We start from the raw sequence: 17,720 nt of genomic DNA, 5'->3' as shown, positions 1-17,720 counted from the left end.
CAGTGCATGAATATTAATGGATTAACCAATGAGGCCAAGTACAGGCTTCAAGAAGAAGTGTTACGCCCGACCAGGCAAACACAACAGCTGCCGGATTGGCTGCAGCGTGCAAGTGAGGAGGATCGCCAATACTACTTTGACGCCGAGCAGTCCCTGACAGAAAGTGAACAGGCGCTGGACAAACTGCTGGGGGAAACAAAATCCTTCAAGGCGTTCGCCCGATTTTATGCGCAGGAAGTTGTACGGATTCTCACCGGTGAAGTTCTCGAGCCGGAACATGTTTTCGTCAACGCTCGCCACACATTCTTTGTCGGCAAGCAAAAGGTCGTGCAGGGCAATCGCGTAACGCTTCCCGAATTCATGCTCAACGGATTGTACGGATCCACCGCAATCCCGCTGGAGATCAAACTGGAAGGGGAGGCGCTGCCGTCCGGCATGGATGAGGAAGATCTTCTGGAGCTGATGCTCGACGCAAGCATGCGCAAGCTCTATGCGGAAAAATTCGAAAAGAAATACGCGGATGAAGCCGTGCTTCAGGCCCTACAGCTTCTTTTGGGTTGTCGTATAGCCCTGAGTTCGTTCAGTGCGAAGCTGCAGAGACAAATTAATGACGATAGCCTGAAGATCGTCGCTATTGCCACGCAGGGTGACGAGCATTATTCCATGGGAGCACTCTCGATCGTTGATTCGAAAAGCGGTTTCGAGGGGATGATTGTCTATTGCGGGCCACAGGGTGAAGAAGGCCCTTGTGTACTTTATGCTCCGCAGGGTCCGGGTGGCCGGAGCTGGTATGAGTTCCCGAGCTTCAGGCAGTTGACTTTCCATCTGGCTGACTGGATCGCTCAAGCCGAAGGGCGCAGTTACCTGAGCCGCCAGACCCTCGCCAGTGAACGCGCCAGCATCGACGCGTACATGAGACTCGTACAAGACCTGCCGACTCAGTGGCGTGGCATCCAGCGCAGCCCATGGTCGAATAGTGCAGAGGGTGCATTGCACAAGGCAGTTATGCAGCATGTCGATTGGCTGCGGGGAGAAATGGACGCGGTAGTGCCCGCAGGCTATCGCTCGGCTACCGCAGCCCAGCGCCAATGTTATGCCCGGCTGAACACCGAGCTCAAAGGTTTAACCCGACTTGCAAGCCGCGAGGCAGCGCTGATCAGTTACGAGGAATTCGCCCATGGGCTGATCAAGAAGTGTGCAGAGGAGGTCCTGGCGCAAAACGGCGAAACAGTCGACATCGATCCTGACCTGATTGTGGTAAGGCTTGATGCCTCGAAAGAGATGACCTTGTCCCGGATGATCATCGAGGAACATCACATTACCGAAGCCAGTGGTCCGGCCCACAACCCCGGAATCTACCCGTCCATTCGTCTATCTCCCGGTCATCCGCCTGTTTCCGACCTGCTGATCGAGTATTTGCCGGGCTGGTCAAGAACGTTGCGCCCAGGTGAGCAGTACATCGCCATGTTGAGGCGCGACTATCTGGATCAGGGCGCTCCGGGTTATGCCTTGAAGCGCGACGTCTTCCTGGATCTGCGGCGACATGAAATGCATCGATCAGCATTGGAAGAATTGTTCAGTGGTCATCTTGAACGCCAACAATTTGAGCAGCTCGAACGGCTCATTGATCAGCTGCGCGAAGCGGAACCTGGCGAAAGCCCGGATTCTGAAGATCCTGATTCCCCTCAACGCGAGGGTGTCTACACGTTTTATCTGCAAGATCGCCAGGTCGACGGCGTTTATATTTTCCGCCTCATGCGCAATGGCGTCGCCGAGGATCTGCTGTATACCCCCTATGCACCGGATTGCAGATCGTTCAGACCCTTGGCCGAGTTTGCCAAATCGGTAAAAACGGCGGGCCTTGGCAGTTATTACAGCAAGCGAGTCAAGTACACGCAGCAGAAAGTCGTCGGTGCATACCTCGAGAAAGTGAAGCGCAGCAGCATCGAGGACATCCCTCATTTGCAGTTCGATAGTCGAGTCCGCGATTTCTCCCGTTGCTACACCGATGCAATCGCTCAAATCATTGACGACGTTGATGCCAAGACTACCAGCCTTGGGGAGATCGTCGGCAAGCTGATCTACGATACTGCCGTCGCGGCGGTCGCCATTGCCAGCATTCCTTTTGCACCCATCGGACTCGCATTGAGTGCAGTCGTGATGACGAAAGCGGTGTTTGAGGGGGCTAAGGCGTATCAGGAAGGGGACTACGAGAAGTTGTTCTCAAGTTACCTCGATTGCATGATGGAACTGGCCACCATGCGCATCGGCAAATTGGGGTTCTCGGTGGCGCAGAAGGCCATTGCCAAACAGCTCGGGAATGTTAATACCTGCATGGGGGCAATCTCTGCGTGCACCGGCACAACGGTGGATCTGGCCGTTGTCAGCGAACTGATGAAGCAGTCGCTCGCCGAGCCTGATTCCAGCGAGCGAACGATCTTGATGTAATCCGGCTAGCCGATGACGGTGGACGGTTCATACCCCATCCGCCAACTGACGGCCCGGGTCGCCGCCAGCAAGCGCTGGGCCGCCGGGCCGTTTTCGTCGGCATGGAACAACGAGGCCGGGCCGACAATGGTCATCACGGCAGCCACCTGCCCGACGGCGTTGAACACTGGCGCGGACAGGGCATCGACGCCGGGCATCAACAAGCCGTGCACATGATGCAAGCCGCGGTCGCGGATCTGCCCGCAGAGCGTTTCATAGGCCTGATCATCGCCGAGGGGATGGGCGCTGACGGATTGCAGTTCCTGCTCGCGCAACTCGACGGTTTCGCGCTTGGGCAGGTAGGCGCCGAAGACCAGGCCGGTCGATGAACTGAGCAACGGCAATACCGAGCCCAATTGGGTCACCACCGTCACCGCGCGCACCGCCGGTTCGATATGCACCACGGTCGCGCCCTGGTTGCCCCACACCGCGACAAAACAGGTTTCGTTCAAGTCGTCGCGCAGTTCGGCCAATGGCAGGGCAGCGACTTTCAGCACGTCCATACTGTTGAGTGCCGCCAAACCGACGCGCAACGCTTCGCGGCCGAGCCCGTAATGGTTGGTCGCGGCATTCTGTTCGGCAAAACCACTGGCGATCAGCGCCTGCAGATAGCGATGAACCTTGCTCGCCGGCATTTGCACGTGCTCGGCCAGGCGCGACAGCGAAGTCGAGGGCGACAGCTCGGCGAGCGCCTTGAGGATGTCGGTACCCACCTCGGCGGAGCGGACTTTCTGTTTACCGTTGCTTTCAGGCTTTTCCATGGAGGGATCCCGGGACGAATGGGCGTCTTTATAGCTTGACGGTCAATACCAATCAAATTACGTTATGCGTAATCAGATTACGATAAAAACAACCCCGGCGTGCCATGATCGCTGTCATAGCGTGAAGGGCCATTGCCGACTCCCTGTTCAGGAGGCTCCATGAACTCCGATTCAAACGTCCAGGCGCTGGCCTATCAGTCAGGCTTTGGCAACGAATTCAGCAGTGAGGCATTGCCCGGCGCACTGCCCGTCGGCCAGAACTCCCCGCAAAAAGCGCCGTACGGTCTCTACACCGAACTGTTCTCCGGCACCGCCTTCACCATGGCCCGCAGCGAAGCGCGGCGGACCTGGATGTACCGCATTCAGCCTTCGGCCAATCACCCGGCGTTCGCCAAGCTCGATCGGCAACTGGCCGGCGGTCCGTTGGGCGAAGTGACGCCCAATCGCCTGCGCTGGAACGCGCTGGATATGCCAGACGAGCCGACCGATTTCATCGACGGCCTGGTGAGCATGGCGGCCAACTCTGGCGCGGATAAACCGGCGGGGATCAGCATCTACCAGTACTGCGCCAACCGCTCCATGGAGCGCGTGTTCTTCAACGCCGACGGCGAGCTGCTGCTGGTGCCGCAACAGGGCCGTCTGCGCATCGCCACCGAACTGGGTGTGCTGGAAGTGGCGCCGCTGGAAATTGCCGTATTGCCTCGCGGGTTGAAATTCCGTGTCGAACTGCTCGACCCGCAAGCGCGCGGCTACATCGCCGAGAACCACGGCGCGCCATTGCGCCTGCCGGACCTGGGGCCGATCGGCAGCAACGGCCTGGCCAATTCGCGGGACTTCCTGACCCCGGTGGCGGCCTACGAAAACCTGCAACAACCCACGACCCTGGTGCAGAAATTCCTCGGTCAGTTGTGGGCTTGCGAGCTCAATCACTCGCCGTTGAACGTGGTTGCCTGGCACGGTAACAACGTGCCGTACAAATATGACCTGCGCCGTTTCAATACCATCGGCACGGTCAGCTTCGATCACCCGGACCCGTCGATCTTCACGGTGCTGACCTCGCCGACCAGCGTCCACGGCCTGGCCAACCTCGACTTCGTGATCTTTCCGCCGCGCTGGATGGTGGCCGAGAACACCTTCCGTCCACCGTGGTTCCACCGCAACCTGATGAACGAGTTCATGGGGCTGATCCAGGGCGAGTACGATGCCAAGGCCGAAGGTTTCGTGCCCGGCGGCGCGTCGCTGCACAGCTGCATGAGCGCCCACGGGCCTGACGGCGAGACCTGCACCAAGGCGGTCAACGCCGACCTCAAACCGGCGAAAATCGACAACACCATGGCCTTCATGTTCGAGACCAGCCAGGTGTTGCGCCCGAGCCGCCATGCCCTCGATTGCCCGCAACTGCAAACCAACTACGATGCTTGCTGGGCCACGCTGCCCGCCACTTTCGACCCGACCCGGAGATAACCCATGACGCAAACTTCCATCACTCGCAGCTGGGTTGCTTCGGCCAACGATCATGCGGATTTCCCGCTGCAGAACCTGCCGCTGGGCGTGTTCAGCGTGAAAGGTTCGGCGCCGCGCAGTGGCGTGGCCATCGGCGACCATATCTTCGATCTGCAAGCGGCACTCGAGGCCGGCCTGTTCGAAGGCGCTGCAAAAGTTGCGGTCGAAGCCACCCGTGGCGGCCAGTTGAATGCGTTCTTCGAGCTGGGCCGCGAGGCTCGCGTGGCCTTGCGTGAACGCTTGATCGAACTGCTCAGGGACGGCAGCACCCTGCACGGCAAGGTCGAAGCCCAGGGCGCAAAACTGCTGCCTCTGGCCGCGGATTGCGACATGCACCTGCCGGCGAAAATCAACGACTACACCGACTTCTACGTCGGCATCGAACACGCGCAGAACGTCGGCAAACTGTTCCGCCCGGACAACCCATTGCTGCCGAACTACAAGTACGTGCCCATCGGCTACCACGGCCGCGCCTCGACCATTCGCCCGTCGGGCACCGACGTTCGCCGTCCGAAAGGCCAGACGCTGCCGGCCGGCCAGACCGAGCCGACCTTCGGCCCGTGCGCGCGCCTGGACTATGAACTGGAGCTGGGCATCTGGATCGGCCAGGGCAATGACATGGGCGATTCCATCGCCATTGGTGATGCCGCCGATCACATCGCCGGTTTCTGCCTGCTCAACGACTGGTCGGCACGCGACATCCAGGCTTGGGAATACCAGCCGCTGGGGCCGTTCCTGTCGAAGAGCTTCATCACCAGCATTTCACCCTGGGTCGTCACCGCCGAAGCGCTGGAGCCGTTCCGCCGCGCCCAGCCTGCACGCCCGGAAGGCGATCCGCAGCCGCTGCCGTACTTGTTCGACCAGCGCGACCAAGCCGCCGGCGCTTTTGACATCGAGCTGGAAGTGCTGCTGCTGACCGAAGCCATGCGCGAACAGAACCTGCCTGCCCATCGCCTGACCCTGAGCAACTCCAAACACATGTACTGGACCGTGGCGCAAATGGTCGCGCACCACAGCGTCAACGGCTGCCAGTTGCAGGCCGGTGACCTGTTCGGTTCGGGCACCTTGTCCGGGCCGGAAAACGGTCAGTTCGGCAGCTTGCTGGAGATCACCGAGGGCGGTAAAAAACCGATCGAACTGGCCTCGGGCGAGGTGCGCAAATTCCTTGAAGACGGCGACGAAATCATCTTGCGTGGCCGTTGCAGCCGCGAAGGTTTTGCCTCCATCGGTTTCGGCGAATGTCGTGGCACAGTCGTGTCGGCGCGTTAAGAGGATCGGGTCATGGAGCTCTTTACCTACTACCGCTCGACTTCGTCCTATCGGGTGCGGATTGCGTTGGCGTTGAAGGGCCTGGATTACCAGGCCCTTCCGGTCAACCTGATCGCGCCGCCAGGTGGCGAACATCGGCAGCCGCCGTATCTGGCCATCAATCCCCAAGGCCGAGTGCCGGCCTTGCGCATCGATGAAGGCGACCTGCTGATCCAGTCACCGGCGATCATCGAGTATCTGGAGGAACGTTATCCACAGGTGCCGCTGCTGTCCACGGACCTCGCGGCCCGCGCCCGTGAGCGTGGCGTGGCGGCGGTGATTGGCTGCGATGTGCATCCGCTGCACAACGTCAGCGTGCTCAACCGGCTGCGCCAATTGGGTCACGAAGAACCGCAGGTGGTGGAGTGGATCGGGCACTGGATCACTCAAGGCCTCGCGACCGTGGAACAATTGATTGGGGAGGAGGGTTACTGCTTCGGGCCTGAGCCAGGTCTGGCGGATGTCTACCTGATCCCGCAGCTGTACGCGGCTGAGCGCTTCAACATCGCCCTTGAGGCGTATCCACGGATTCGTCGAGTGGCGGGGTTGGCGGCGGCGCATCCGGCGTTCATCAAGGCGCATCCGGCTAACCAGCCAGACACCCCATAAAGCCTCGCATGTACCTGTAGGAGCCCGGCTTGCCGGCGAAGAACGATGACGCGGTATAACAGGTACACCGCAGCGCCGGGCACACCCGCATGTTCAATGAACGATGGAATTGGGCGGCAGGTGCCCCAGCCGCTCAGTCAGGCGAATCCGCTGGATCGGGTCGTCGCTGAGCAACAGCGCATGTTCCAGGTCGAAGCGCTCGGCATTCGGGCAGTCCAGCCGTTGGTAGAGGCTGGCCCGGGCCAGGTAGTCGGAGGCGCTGGCGTTGCCCAGTTCCAGCACGCGTTCGGCGTCGACCAGCGCGCCAATGTAATCGTCGTGGGAAAGGTGCAGCTGGCGCAAATTACGTGACAGGCGCTGGAGCATTTGCGCGGGGTCGGCGGTGAGCAGGTGCTCAGCGTTGAGTTTCAGGTTCGGGCCGTACTGGCGGTGCAGCAGTTCCCGGCAATCGTTGGGGTACAGGCGCCGGCCGCCGCAGGGGTCGAGCAGATGATCGGCGCCTGGCACCCGCAGCAGGAAATGCCCGGGGAAGTTGACGCCGACCAGGGGAATCTCCAGGCCTCGGGCCAGTTCCAGGGCGATCAGCCCCAGGGCCAGCGGTTGCCCGCGGCGACGCTCCAGGACCTTGTCGAGTAAAGCCACTTGCGGTCGCAAGGGGGCGAAGTCGTCCTGGGCGAACCCCAGCTCGACCATGCGCCTGAGCAGGGGTTGCGCCAACTCGCTCACCGGTAGCATTGGCAAGCCGCCACTGATTCGCTGTTGCAGCTCCTTGAAGTGCGCCAATACCGACTCGGGGTTCACCTGGTTGTCATGTTCGACGGCAATCCACAGCGCCGCCTCGAACAGCGCAGGCGGTGATCGTTGCAAGCAGGCGAAAAACGATTGGCGCGGCGTCATCACAATCTCCGGGCTATGCCTCGTTTTAGACCGGTCTATGCCTTTCGTCCAGTACCGCACAGGCGCAATTGCGGTTATTTCCTAAAGCTTGTCTGGCGCCCTCGCTTATTCCGGTGCGCTTCTGCAATTTTTGGGCGCAAGCCTATACTGGCGTCTACAAGAAGTGATTCGGGAGCCCTCCGATGTTCGCTCTCATGCAAAGCACTCGCCTTGAATCGCTGCATCTGAGCGTCGACCCGGCCACCGGGTTGAAGGCGGTCATTGCCATTCATAACAGCCGTCTGGGGCCTGCCCTGGGTGGCTGTCGATACCTTGCCTATCCCAGCGACGAGTCCGCGGTCGAGGATGCCGTGCGCCTTGCCCAAGGCATGAGCTATAAGGCGGCGCTGGCCGGGCTGGCCCAGGGCGGCGGAGTGGCGGTGATTATTCGCCCCGTCCATGTGGCCAATCGCGCTGCGCTGTTTGAAGCCTTCGGACGTTGTATCAATCAGCTCGATGGGCGCTACATCACCGCCATCGACAGTGGCACCTCGGTGGCGGACATGGATTGCATCGCCCAACAGACCCAACACGTCACCAGCACCACGTCTGCCGGCGACCCCGCCCCTCACGCGGCGATGGGCGTGTTTACCGGCATTCGCGCGACGGCGATGGCCCGGCTGGGCAGCGATAATCTCGAAGGCCTGCGCGTCGCCATCCAGGGCCTGGGCAACGTTGGTTTTGCCCTGGCCGAACAGTTGCACGCCGCCGGTGCCGAGCTGCTGGTCAGCGACATCGACCACGGCAAGGTCCAACTGGCGATGGAGCAGCTTGGTGCGCACCCGATAGCCAACGATGCATTGCTTAGCACGCCTTGCGACATTCTGGCGCCGTGCGGCCTGGGTGGGGTGCTTAACAGCCACAGCGTGACGCAACTACGCTGCTCGGCGGTGGCCGGTTCGGCGAACAACCAACTGACCCATCTGGACGTCGCCGATCAGCTGGAACGGCGAGGCATCCTGTATGCGCCGGATTACGTGATCAACGCCGGTGGATTGATTTATGTTTCGCTCAAGCATCGTGGCGAAGAGTTGGGGACCATCACCGCGCATTTGTCGAAAATAAGCTCGCGACTCACTGAAGTCTTCGCTCATGCCCAGGCGGAAAAACGTTCGCCGGCTCGAGTGGCGGATGAGCTGGCGGAGAAAGTGTTGTATCGATAAGAAGACCAAAAAGATCGCAGCCTGCGGCAGCTCCTACAAAGGCTGCGATCTTTTGATTTTTACGACGTTGACTTCGCTGCTTTTGCAGCCTTGGCAGGCTTGGCCGGTGCCGTTTGTTCAGCAGCTTCAACCACTTCAGGTACTTCAGGCACTTCAACCTGCGGCGCAGCTTCCGCTGGCGCCGTGAGCAGTTCGGACAAGGCGTCCGGCTGGCTCTTGAATGCCTTGGCGAACACATCGCGGTTCTTCGCCATGTAGATCCCGGCTTCTTCCACTTGCTGTTCGGTCAGGGACGGTACGGCTTTTTGCAACACTTCAGCCAGCAATTCGGCCAGCTCGAGCATTTTGTCATGACGGTCAGCTTCGGCTTTATCCATGAACAAGCGCTCCAGATCTCGGCTGCTGCGGTATACCACTTCGACGGCCATTCACCACCTCACATGCCTTCACATTTGTCAGTCTGATTCGACTACTGTATCTATATACAGCTAAGGATAAGCGAATCCTTTGGGTTTGGGTAGTGGCTTTTTAATGTAGGCCGGTTTCGGGATTTGTCAGGCCTCAGGTATGGGTAGCTGCGACCAAACGCCACGGAGCGCAGTTAACAGCGACTCGCCATCATGGTCGTGGCCTTGTTTCTGCATGCAGAACAACCGTCACGTCCAACCTGCATTATCCGGTCGAGTCGACCTAAGGAAGCATCATCGTGAAAATCAACTGGGCCGAAAAGCTGCGGCAGAACGTGCATGAACTGGCCGAGTCGCTGGGCAACCTGTTCGTCGAAACCTTCCACTACCTGGCGCTGTTCGCCATTGGTGCGGTGACCGCGTGGGCCGCGGTGATGGAATTTCTCGGAATGCTCGAGAAGGGGGATATCAAGATCGATGACATCCTGCTCCTGTTCATCTACCTGGAACTGGGGGCGATGGTCGGGATTTACTTCAAGACCAACCACATGCCGGTGCGTTTCCTGATCTACGTGGCGATCACGGCGCTTACGCGACTGCTGATTTCCAACGTGTCCCATCACAGTCCACCGGACCTGGGGATCATTTACCTGTGCGGCGGGATTCTGCTGCTGGCGTTTGCGATCCTGGTGGTGCGCTATGCCTCCTCGCAATTTCCGTCGGTGAAGATCGAGCATCCGCACCGTAAGACGGGTGCGGGCTCGGGTGAACATCCGGAAGTGGAGAAGGGCGAACTTTAGAGCCTGATGGACGGGCGCGGACGGTTTTTTACAGAGGGTGGCGGCAGGCTGCGCGTGCCGTCATCGGTCATGGCTTCGAGGATGGCCACCGCGCTGTGGCCCTGTTCGATCGCAATGCCGAACTGAATGCTTTGTACCAGTCGTTTGAGGCGTTGGGGATCGTTGCGTTGCTCGGCACTGATCATGCGTTTGGCTACTACGCGGCCACTGTTGGAGAGGGTCAGCATGATGCTGCCGTCCAGACCCTGAATGCTCAGGTTGATCTGATAATCCGCTGCAAAAGCATCGGTAATGAGCTGAAAAGGGTTGTCCATGATGCGTCACCGCTTGATTGAACGTGCAGTTGTTGACCGGCCATGATCGGGTTGGTTCGCAAACCCGGACCATCGGCCATTTCTCGTCAAATCGCCATCATTGTTCCAAGCGGGATGTAGCAAGGGGCATGCCGGAAAGATTGTCGGACAACAAACGGGGGCAAAAACACGGCGGACACTGTGGTCCGCCTTGTTTTTGCCTACCCTTTTCAGGGCACTGACTGCCCGCATGCCACCAAACCGGTCAGCATTCCACCCAGTTCACCGCCAGGCCGCCACGGGATGTCTCTTTATACTTGTCGTGCATGTCGGCACCGGTGTCGCGCATGGTGCGGATCACCCGATCCAGGGAAATGAAGTGTTTGCCGTCGCCGCGCAGGGCCATCTGCGTGGCGTTGATGGCCTTGACCGCAGCAATCGCGTTGCGCTCGATGCACGGCACTTGCACCAACCCGCCGACCGGGTCGCAGGTCAGGCCGAGGTTGTGTTCCAGGCCGATCTCGGCGGCGTTTTCCAATTGCTCTGGCGTGGCGCCGAGCACTTCTGCGAGACCGGCGGCGGCCATGGCGCAGGCTGAGCCGACCTCGCCCTGGCAGCCGACTTCGGCGCCGGAGATCGAGGCGTTTTTCTTGCAGAGAATGCCGACGGCGGCCGCGCCCAGGAAGAACGCCACGACGTCATCGTCCGACGCATCAGGGTTGAACTTCATGTAGTAGTGCAGCACCGCCGGAATGATCCCCGCTGCGCCGTTGGTCGGCGCGGTCACCATGCGCCCGCCGGCGGCGTTTTCTTCGTTGACGGCGAGGGCGAACAGGTTCACCCATTCCATGGCCGACAGGGTCGAAGTAATGACGTTCGGCTTGCCGATTTCCAACAGGCTGCGGTGCAACTTCGCCGCGCGTCGCGGCACATTCAGGCCTCCAGGGAGGATGCCTTCGTGCTCCAGCCCCTGCTCGACACATTCGCGCATCACCGACCAGATGTGCAGCAAGCCCTGACGTATTTCTTCGTCACTGCGCCAGGCCCGTTCGTTGGCCATCATCAGCTCACCAACCCGCAGACCGTGCTGGTTGCAAAGCTTTAGCAGTTCGGCAGCGCTGGAGAAATCGTACGGCAACACCACATCGTTGGCAGGCGCCACACCGGATTCGGCTTCCGCCGCCTCGATGATGAAACCGCCGCCGATCGAGTAGTACGTTTGCTCGAACAGTTCGCCAGTCTCGCCAAACGCGGTCAGGGACATGGCGTTGGGATGGTAGGGCAGGCTCTCGTCGAGCAGCAGCAGATCGCGGGACCAGTCGAACGCGATGCTCGCCTGGCCGGCCAGGGACAACTCGCCGGTTTCCCGCAGGGTATGGATGCGGCTGTCGATGGTGGTGGGATCGATACGGTCTGGCCATTCGCCCATCAGGCCCATTACGCAGGCACGGTCGGTGGCGTGACCGACGCCGGTGGCCGACAAGGAGCCGTAGAGGCGAATCTCCACTCGCCGCACATCGTTCAGCAGCGCCTGGTCGACCAGCGCTTGGGCGAAGGTCGCCGCGGCGCGCATCGGACCGACGGTATGGGAACTGGACGGGCCGATGCCGACTTTGAAGAGATCGAAAACACTGATAGCCATGCTAAAGCCTATTCCTGCAATGGGAGATGAATCGCTGCCATTTTTGTAGGACAAGCGCAATTTCAGCGATACTGCCTCCCTAGGTCCTACGTGACCAACGAAACTTCCTAAGAGAGCCTTTAGCAGGACTAAACGATGAGCCGTCAATTACACGCCCAGACTTATGTCTGGCTGCAGGTGTTTTCCTGTGCCGCACGGCACTTGTCGTTCACCCGTTGCGCCGAAGAACTGCACATAACGCCGGGGGCGGTCAGCCAGCAGATCAGGCAACTGGAGGAGCGCCTGGGTTTTCGCCTGTTTCACCGGCGTGCCCGGGGCGTGGAACTGAGCGCCGAAGGCCAGCGATTGGCCATAACCGTCAACGAGGCCTACGGCAGCATCGATGCGGAATTGCGCCGGCTGGACGCGGGCATGATCAGCGGCACGCTGCGGGTGCGTTCGATCCCTTCCTTCCTGAGCAAATGGCTCACGCCGCGCCTGCCGCGCTTGCAGCAGCGCTTTCCGGACATACAGCTGCGCCTGGTGGCCGAGGACAGCAGCGTGCCGTTGCACGAAGGTGATTTCGACCTGGCCATCGACCTCAACGACGGCAGCTATCCGGGCCTGTTATCCACAGCCTTGCTCGATGAGCAGATTTTCCCGGTCTGCGCCCCGAGCTTGTTGCGCGGGCGTCCGCCGTTGCATGGCCCGGCGGACCTGCTGCATTTTCCGTTGTTGCATGACATCACCGCCTGGCGCGGCAGTTACGAATATGCGGAATGGGAGTTTTATCTGGATGCCATCGGCTTTGAAGGCGCGGATGTGCGGCGCGGACACACCTTCAATCGCAATCACCTGACCATCGAAGCGGCCATCGCCGGAATGGGCGTGGCCATCGCCCGACGCACGCTGCTCAATGACGAGCTGGAGCGGGGCGCATTGATCGTTCCGTTCGGCCTGGCGGTGCCCAATCACAAGCGCTACATGGTGCTCTACGCGCCAGGGGCGCTGAGCCATCCGGGGGTGCGGGCGGTGCACGACTGGCTGGTGGAGGAAGCGGGGATTTTTCGCGGCCTGCACCCGCTGTCGGAGGGGCAGATGTGAGAATTCGTGACGAAGGAGCGGGTCGACCCAACTCCCGACCTTAACAGCGCATTTACCGGTTGTCCGGCTTTTTTTGCGAATAGATATTTATCTTTTTCTAGGGGTTGAAATGTTCATCGTACAGACCGATTGTGTAACCAAGAGGTCACGGTGATGACGCCCAAGGGCTTAGCTGACCGGCCTCTCGCGAGCTAGCTGAAATAAGGGATGAACTATGCAAATCCAAGTCAATAGCGATAACCATATTCAAGGCAGTAAACGACTGGAGGAGTGGGTACGTACTACCATTGAGAGCACGCTCGAACGCTACGAAGAGGACCTGACACGTGTCGAGGTCCACCTGCGGGACGAGAACGGCGACAAGCCTGGTCCCCACGATATGCGCTGCCAGCTGGAAGCGCGGCCAAAAGGCCACCAACCGATTTCTGTCACCCATAAAGCCGCCAGCCTGGAACTGGCGATCGACGGAGCCGCCGAGAAACTCGAGCATGCGCTGGAACACCTGTTCGGCAAATTGCGAGGCAAACCACGCGCCGCGGTAGTGCCGTTCGAGCCGAGGGCTCGCGCTGATGTGCTCCTGGAAGAAGAGTTTCTTGAAAACGAACAGGCTGCGCAAAACGCCTGACGCCTGATTCACTTTTTACCTTCCCACCGAAAACGGGCCTGCATTGCAGGCCCGTTTTGTTTTTTGTACCTGCTGGAACCTGATCTCATCCGACAGTTTTGCGTATGAGAATATTTATCATTAATATTGCGCCTTGCTGGCCCCGTGACGTTCATGGGGCCTCACCCGGTTTCAAGGTCGCGACATGAAAGCCAAGACACTCCCTGTTTCCTATCGCCTGGCGGTCACTTCGCGGGTGCTGGCTGCCGTGTTCGGCGGCTATCTGGTGACCACGTTGGCCAGCGTGTGCCTGACGCTTTGGGCCCCCATGGCCCGCACCGAAGCGGTAGTGACCGGGATGATGAGCTCGTTCGTGGTTTATCTGCTGGCGGTGATCTGGTGTTTTGCCTGTCGCTCAGCGTGGCGGGCCTGGTTCGGATTGATCGTGACGGGCCTGGTTTTGGCAGCGGCAGCGGGGATGGGGTACTGGATGGAGCGGTCATGAAAGAGGGCTTTCGCCAGGCCATGGCCTGGCTGCACACCTGGGCCGGCCTGATTTTCGGCTGGCTGCTGTTTGCGATTTTCCTGACCGGCACCCTCGCTTATTTCAAGGACGAGACCAACCACTGGATGCAGCCGGAAATCCCCGCCCGTCCAGTGTCCACCGAGGCCAGCCTGGCGCTGGCCCAGGCCTATCTTGGGCAGCACGCCCCGGGCGCTGCGCGCTGGATCATCGATTTACCCAGTGCCCGCGATCCCCGCCTGTCGGTGCGCTGGCAGCAGACGCCGGCCAAGCCCGGCGAGCGCGGCCAGCTCACGGAGAAACTCCTCGACCCGCAAACCGGCAACCAAGTGCAGGGCCGCGAGACTCGGGGTGGCGAGTTCTTCTACCGCTTCCACTTTCAACTGCAAATGCCTTATCCGTGGGGCCGCTGGTTGTCGACCCTTGCGGCCATGGTGATGTTTGTCGCGCTGATCAGCGGCATCATCACCCACAAGAAAATCTTCAAGGACTTCTTCACCTTCCGTCCGCGCAAGGGCCAGCGTTCCTGGCTCGACGGGCATAACGCGGTGGGTGTGCTGGTGTTGCCGTTCCACCTGATGATCACCTATAGCAGCCTGGTGATTTTCATGGCGATGGTGATGCCGGCGAGCATCGTTGCCGCCTATAAGGGCGATGCCCAGGCGTTTTACAGCGAAGTTTTTCCGGCGGCCAATACGCCGCCATCGGCTGGCAAACCTGCGCCGTTGGTGGCGTTGGCGCCCTTGCTGGAGCAGGCTCGCGGGCAGTGGTCGGGCGGTCGGGCCGCACGCGTGACGGTGAGCAATCCTGGCGATGCGAATGCCGCGGTGATCCTGGCCCGGGAAAGCGCGGACCGGGTGGTCTACGACTATGGCAGCGCCGTGACCTTCAATGGCGTGACCGGTGAACTGCTCGACTCGACACCACCACGAACCCTGCCCATGGCGATAGCCGGCGGATTCTATGGCTTGCACATGGGGCATTTCGCCGGCCCGATGTTGCGCTGGCTGTATTTCATCTGCGGACTGGCGGGCACGGCAATGATCGGCACCGGGCTGGTGATCTGGCTCGGCAAGCGTCAGCTCAAGCATGCCAAAAGCGGCGTGCTGCCATTTGAATTGCGGCTGGTGGAGGTCCTTAACATCGCAAGCATGTCGGGGTTGCTGGTCGCCGTCGCCGTATACTTCTGGGCCAACCGGCTGCTGCCGGTCGGCATGGTCGGGCGAGCGGATTGGGAGGTCGACAGCTTCTTTATCGTGTGGGGCTTGAGCCTGCTGCATGCCCTGGTCCGCCGGGGTCGCGCCGCGTGGGTGGAGCAGTTGACGCTGGCGGCGGCGCTGTTTGCCGCGGTGCCGTTGCTCAACGCCTTGACCACGCCCTGGCACCTGGGCGTCTCGCTTGTTGAGGGTGATTGGGCCATGGCCGGTTTCGATCTGGCGTGCCTGGCCAGCGGCCTGCTACTGGGTTGGGCCGCCTGGAAAATGCAGCGCGCAGAGCTGGCAAAAGCCCGTGGACAGCAACGCGCCCGATCGACCCATCTTGAGCAAGAGGCGAACTGAATGTTGCTGGTCTCGTTGCTCTGCTACGCCGGTTTCACGGCACTGTGTTTGTCCATGGATCGGCACCATGCCGACTTGCTGGGGCGCAAACCGTCGCAGCGCTTATGCCTGGGATTGAATCTGGCTGGCGGGCTGTTGCTTGTGCTGTCGCTCTGGATCGCGGTGTCGGTCCCAGGCTGGGCGTTGGGGCTGGTGGAGTGGTTCGCGGTGCTGATGCTCAGTGCTTTGCTGCTGGTGTTGCTGCTGCCGTATCGCCCGCGCCTGGCGTTGGCGCTGGCCGGGCTGAGCCTGTTGGCCAGCCCGATGGCCGCCATGGCGCAGTACTGAATCGATGACGCCCCCCGAATCCCCTGAGATCGAGCACGCCGAACCACGCTGCGCCCGTGCACATTTTCTCCAGGTGTTTCTCTCCCAGCGTTCGCAAATGGAAGCGCTGGTGAATCGTCGCGTCGGTTGCCGGGCAACGGCGGCGGACCTGGTGCAGGACCTGTTCGTCCGTTTCTGGCGCCGCCCCCTGGTGCAGGTTGAAGAACTCAGTACCTACCTGTTGCGCTGCGCTGGCAACATCGCCATCGACCATTTGCGCAGTGAAGGCACGCGGGTGCGGGCCAACGAAGGCTTGATGGCGCAACCGTCGGACAGCGTGGGCGGCGAACCGCAAGCGGCGCTGGAGGCGGGCAACGATCTGCGCCATGTCGAAGCGGCATTACGCGCGTTGCCCGAGCGCACGCGGCAGATCTTCCTGCTCAACCGCATCCATGGCCGCAAGTACGCCGAGATCGCCAAGGCCATGGGCCTGTCCCAAAGTGCCGTGGAAAAACATATGATGCGCGCGCTCGAGGCCTGCAAGGCCAGCCTGCGGGAGCCCGACCCGCGCACGCCAGGGAAAGCACCGTGAATAGCATCGAACGCGTCATGCCGACGCCCGCTCAGGAACAGCAAGCGCTGGCCTGGCTGAGTCTGTTGCATGACCAGCCCAGCAGTGGTGATCAGGTCACCTTCAGCCAGTGGTTGCAGGCCGACCCGGCCCATGCCGAGGCGTATGCCCGTGCCCAAGTGCTGTGGGAGTTGAGTGAAGTGCCGGCGCGCACGCTTGCCGATGAGGATGCTCTGGCCTTGCAGGGTTACCTCAACGCGATGAATCGCTCACGCCGCAGCAGCGTCCGGCGTTGGTCGGGTGCGCTGGCCATGGCGGCTTGCCTGCTGCTGATGATCAGCCTTGGCAGCGGTTGGCAGCCCTTGCGCTGGATCGATGACCTGGGCGCCGATTATGTCTCGGCACCGGGGCAAATCCGCACCGTCACCCTGGCCGACCATTCGCAAGTCACTCTCGATGCCGACAGTGCGATTGCCGTGGATTTCAGCGGTGGCGAGCGGCATGTGCAGGTGCGGCGCGGCGCCGGATTTTTCAGCGTGGTCCACACCGGAGAGCCCTTTGTGGTCGACGCCGAGAAGGGCCAGGCGCGGGTGCTGGGCACGCAGTTCGAGGTGCGCCTGCAACCCCATGGGGCGCAGGTGACAGTGTTGTCGGGTCGGGTTGGCGTGACGGCGGACAGGAATGCGGAGCAGCAGATCCTGACGGCTGGCCAGCAGGTGGCCTATGGCGAAGGCTCGGCGCAGAAGCTCCACGCGGTGGACAGCGAGGCTCAGTTGGCGTGGCGCCAAGGTTGGCTCAATTACTACAAGGCGACGCTGGCCGATGTGGTTGAGGATTTGCAGCGGTATTACCCCGGGCGGATCGTGTTGCTCAATGATGAGCTGGCCAAGCGAACGGTTAGTGGCAGTTTTCCGAGCCAGAATCCGCAGGCGGTTTTGAGTTCCTTGCAGGGGGTGTTGGGGTTTGAGCAGCATCAGGTTCTGGGGCGTCTGATCATTTTGCGGTGAGGCGACTGGCCCTTTCGCTGGCAAGCCAGCTCCTACAGGTTGAACGCGGTCCCCTGTAGGAGCTGGCTTGCCAGCGAAGGCGTCAGATCAAACACCTCAACGTCCAAAAAAAAATATTTCAACTTTCTGCTGAGGTAAACCCGAATGCCATCCGTGTA

At 60.8% G+C, this 17,720-nt stretch carries 17 protein-coding genes and 1 pseudogene; 13 read left to right on the top strand and 5 right to left on the bottom strand.

The genetic code is table 11. From position 1 onward, the window contains the following. Positions 1-6: 6 nt before the first annotated feature. Complete coding sequence (locus NPS56_RS06595) at positions 7-2,448, top strand: dermonecrotic toxin domain-containing protein (RefSeq protein ID WP_274073972.1); 2,442 nt, start codon at positions 7-9, stop codon at positions 2,446-2,448. Between the two features lie 5 nt (positions 2,449-2,453). On the opposite strand, the gene NPS56_RS06590 is transcribed toward NPS56_RS06595, so the two are convergent. Next, positions 2,454-3,248, bottom strand: coding sequence for an IclR family transcriptional regulator (locus NPS56_RS06590; RefSeq protein WP_274073971.1), 795 nt, complete (start codon positions 3,246-3,248; stop codon positions 2,454-2,456). Between the two features lie 159 nt (positions 3,249-3,407). Between NPS56_RS06590 and hmgA the strand changes: the two genes are divergently transcribed. From hmgA to maiA, 3 genes are read left to right on the top strand one after another with little or no spacing between them, the layout of a single operon-like run. Next, on the top strand, positions 3,408-4,712 hold the full coding sequence (gene hmgA / locus NPS56_RS06585) for a homogentisate 1,2-dioxygenase (protein WP_274073970.1): 1,305 nt from the start codon (positions 3,408-3,410) through the stop codon (positions 4,710-4,712). A gap of 3 nt (positions 4,713-4,715) precedes the next feature. Further along, positions 4,716-6,020: a fumarylacetoacetase gene (gene fahA / locus NPS56_RS06580; protein WP_274073969.1), complete on the top strand. Its 1,305-nt coding sequence runs from the start codon at positions 4,716-4,718 to the stop codon at positions 6,018-6,020. A gap of 12 nt (positions 6,021-6,032) precedes the next feature. Then, the gene (gene maiA / locus NPS56_RS06575) at positions 6,033-6,668 is read left to right on the top strand and encodes a maleylacetoacetate isomerase (RefSeq protein WP_274073968.1); all 636 of its coding nucleotides are present in this window, start codon (positions 6,033-6,035) and stop codon (positions 6,666-6,668) included. Between the two features lie 93 nt (positions 6,669-6,761). Here the strand turns inward: maiA and NPS56_RS06570 are convergent, their stop codons facing one another. Then, positions 6,762-7,565, bottom strand: a complete 804-nt coding sequence (locus NPS56_RS06570) for a SirB1 family protein (RefSeq protein ID WP_274073967.1) — start codon at positions 7,563-7,565, stop codon at positions 6,762-6,764. 182 nt (positions 7,566-7,747) lie between these two features. Here NPS56_RS06570 and NPS56_RS06565 point away from each other — a divergent pair, with 182 nt between their 5' ends. Continuing rightward, positions 7,748-8,767 carry a Glu/Leu/Phe/Val dehydrogenase family protein gene (locus tag NPS56_RS06565; protein ID WP_008054432.1) on the top strand — a complete coding sequence of 340 codons (1,020 nt, stop codon included), beginning with the start codon at positions 7,748-7,750 and terminating at the stop codon, positions 8,765-8,767. A 188-nt stretch (positions 8,768-8,955) separates the two neighbouring features. On the opposite strand, the pseudogene NPS56_RS06560 reads toward NPS56_RS06565, so the two are convergent. Next, positions 8,956-9,195: pseudogene (locus NPS56_RS06560) on the bottom strand (YebG family protein); the annotation flags it as partial. 278 nt (positions 9,196-9,473) lie between these two features. Between NPS56_RS06560 and NPS56_RS06555 the strand changes: the two are divergent. Next, a complete protein-coding gene (locus NPS56_RS06555) occupies positions 9,474-9,974 on the top strand; it encodes a phosphate-starvation-inducible protein PsiE (protein ID WP_274073966.1) in 501 nt (166 codons plus the stop codon). Here the strand turns inward: NPS56_RS06555 and NPS56_RS06550 are convergent. Both NPS56_RS06550 and NPS56_RS06545 read right to left on the bottom strand, forming a co-directional pair. Further along, positions 9,971-10,288, bottom strand: coding sequence for a DUF3509 domain-containing protein (locus NPS56_RS06550; protein ID WP_274073965.1), 318 nt, complete (start codon positions 10,286-10,288; stop codon positions 9,971-9,973). The two genes, NPS56_RS06555 and NPS56_RS06550, sit on opposite strands and share 4 nt — an antisense overlap. 244 nt (positions 10,289-10,532) lie before the next feature. Next, positions 10,533-11,909, bottom strand: coding sequence for an L-serine ammonia-lyase (locus NPS56_RS06545; protein ID WP_274073964.1), 1,377 nt, complete (start codon positions 11,907-11,909; stop codon positions 10,533-10,535). A gap of 135 nt (positions 11,910-12,044) precedes the next feature. Here NPS56_RS06545 and NPS56_RS06540 point away from each other — a divergent pair, with 135 nt between their 5' ends. The 7 genes from NPS56_RS06540 to NPS56_RS06510 all read left to right on the top strand — a co-directional run bounded on the left by NPS56_RS06540 (position 12,045) and on the right by NPS56_RS06510 (position 17,562). Beyond that, complete coding sequence (locus tag NPS56_RS06540) at positions 12,045-12,992, top strand: LysR substrate-binding domain-containing protein (protein WP_274073963.1); 948 nt, start codon at positions 12,045-12,047, stop codon at positions 12,990-12,992. Positions 12,993-13,206: 214 nt separating this feature from the next. Further along, positions 13,207-13,617: an HPF/RaiA family ribosome-associated protein gene (locus NPS56_RS06535; protein ID WP_274073962.1), complete on the top strand. Its 411-nt coding sequence runs from the start codon at positions 13,207-13,209 to the stop codon at positions 13,615-13,617. A gap of 184 nt (positions 13,618-13,801) precedes the next feature. Next, positions 13,802-14,101 carry a DUF3649 domain-containing protein gene (locus tag NPS56_RS06530; protein WP_274073961.1) on the top strand — a complete coding sequence of 100 codons (300 nt, stop codon included), beginning with the start codon at positions 13,802-13,804 and terminating at the stop codon, positions 14,099-14,101. Further along, the gene (locus NPS56_RS06525; protein ID WP_274073960.1) at positions 14,098-15,678 is read left to right on the top strand and encodes a PepSY-associated TM helix domain-containing protein; all 1,581 of its coding nucleotides are present in this window, start codon (positions 14,098-14,100) and stop codon (positions 15,676-15,678) included. Before NPS56_RS06530 ends, NPS56_RS06525 begins: the two co-directional genes overlap by 4 nt. Next, complete coding sequence (locus NPS56_RS06520) at positions 15,679-16,005, top strand: DUF3325 domain-containing protein (RefSeq protein ID WP_274073959.1); 327 nt, start codon at positions 15,679-15,681, stop codon at positions 16,003-16,005. A 4-nt stretch (positions 16,006-16,009) separates the two neighbouring features. Beyond that, positions 16,010-16,576: an RNA polymerase sigma factor gene (locus NPS56_RS06515; protein WP_274073958.1), complete on the top strand. Its 567-nt coding sequence runs from the start codon at positions 16,010-16,012 to the stop codon at positions 16,574-16,576. Then, positions 16,573-17,562 (top strand): FecR family protein, encoded by a 990-nt coding sequence (locus tag NPS56_RS06510; protein WP_274073957.1) that lies wholly within the window; start codon positions 16,573-16,575, stop codon positions 17,560-17,562. Before NPS56_RS06515 ends, NPS56_RS06510 begins: the two co-directional genes overlap by 4 nt. Positions 17,563-17,720: the final 158 nt, after the last annotated feature.

It is taken from the genome of Pseudomonas putida, assembly GCF_028682635.1.
Lineage (GTDB): Bacteria > Pseudomonadota > Gammaproteobacteria > Pseudomonadales > Pseudomonadaceae > Aquipseudomonas > Aquipseudomonas putida_AE.
Note: the sequence above shows the minus strand (reverse complement) of the source record. Positions and strands in the feature narration are given on the sequence as shown.

What these genes read in the sequence shown, in the direction of transcription:
- NPS56_RS06565 (WP_008054432.1), top strand. Translation starts at nt 7,748, where the DNA reads ATGTTCGCTCTCATGCAAAGCACTCGCCTTGAATCGCTGCATCTGAGC.
- NPS56_RS06530 (WP_274073961.1), top strand. Translation starts at nt 13,802, where the DNA reads ATGAAAGCCAAGACACTCCCTGTTTCCTATCGCCTGGCGGTCACTTCG.
- NPS56_RS06590 (WP_274073971.1), bottom strand. Translation starts at nt 3,248, where the DNA reads ATGGAAAAGCCTGAAAGCAACGGTAAACAGAAAGTCCGCTCCGCCGAG.
- maiA (WP_274073968.1), top strand. Translation starts at nt 6,033, where the DNA reads ATGGAGCTCTTTACCTACTACCGCTCGACTTCGTCCTATCGGGTGCGG.
- NPS56_RS06570 (WP_274073967.1), bottom strand. Translation starts at nt 7,565, where the DNA reads ATGACGCCGCGCCAATCGTTTTTCGCCTGCTTGCAACGATCACCGCCT.
- NPS56_RS06515 (WP_274073958.1), top strand. Translation starts at nt 16,010, where the DNA reads ATGACGCCCCCCGAATCCCCTGAGATCGAGCACGCCGAACCACGCTGC.
- NPS56_RS06550 (WP_274073965.1), bottom strand. Translation starts at nt 10,288, where the DNA reads ATGGACAACCCTTTTCAGCTCATTACCGATGCTTTTGCAGCGGATTAT.
- NPS56_RS06520 (WP_274073959.1), top strand. Translation starts at nt 15,679, where the DNA reads ATGTTGCTGGTCTCGTTGCTCTGCTACGCCGGTTTCACGGCACTGTGT.
- NPS56_RS06525 (WP_274073960.1), top strand. Translation starts at nt 14,098, where the DNA reads ATGAAAGAGGGCTTTCGCCAGGCCATGGCCTGGCTGCACACCTGGGCC.
- NPS56_RS06540 (WP_274073963.1), top strand. Translation starts at nt 12,045, where the DNA reads ATGAGCCGTCAATTACACGCCCAGACTTATGTCTGGCTGCAGGTGTTT.
- fahA (WP_274073969.1), top strand. Translation starts at nt 4,716, where the DNA reads ATGACGCAAACTTCCATCACTCGCAGCTGGGTTGCTTCGGCCAACGAT.
- NPS56_RS06595 (WP_274073972.1), top strand. Translation starts at nt 7, where the DNA reads ATGAATATTAATGGATTAACCAATGAGGCCAAGTACAGGCTTCAAGAA.
- hmgA (WP_274073970.1), top strand. Translation starts at nt 3,408, where the DNA reads ATGAACTCCGATTCAAACGTCCAGGCGCTGGCCTATCAGTCAGGCTTT.
- NPS56_RS06545 (WP_274073964.1), bottom strand. Translation starts at nt 11,909, where the DNA reads ATGGCTATCAGTGTTTTCGATCTCTTCAAAGTCGGCATCGGCCCGTCC.
- NPS56_RS06535 (WP_274073962.1), top strand. Translation starts at nt 13,207, where the DNA reads ATGCAAATCCAAGTCAATAGCGATAACCATATTCAAGGCAGTAAACGA.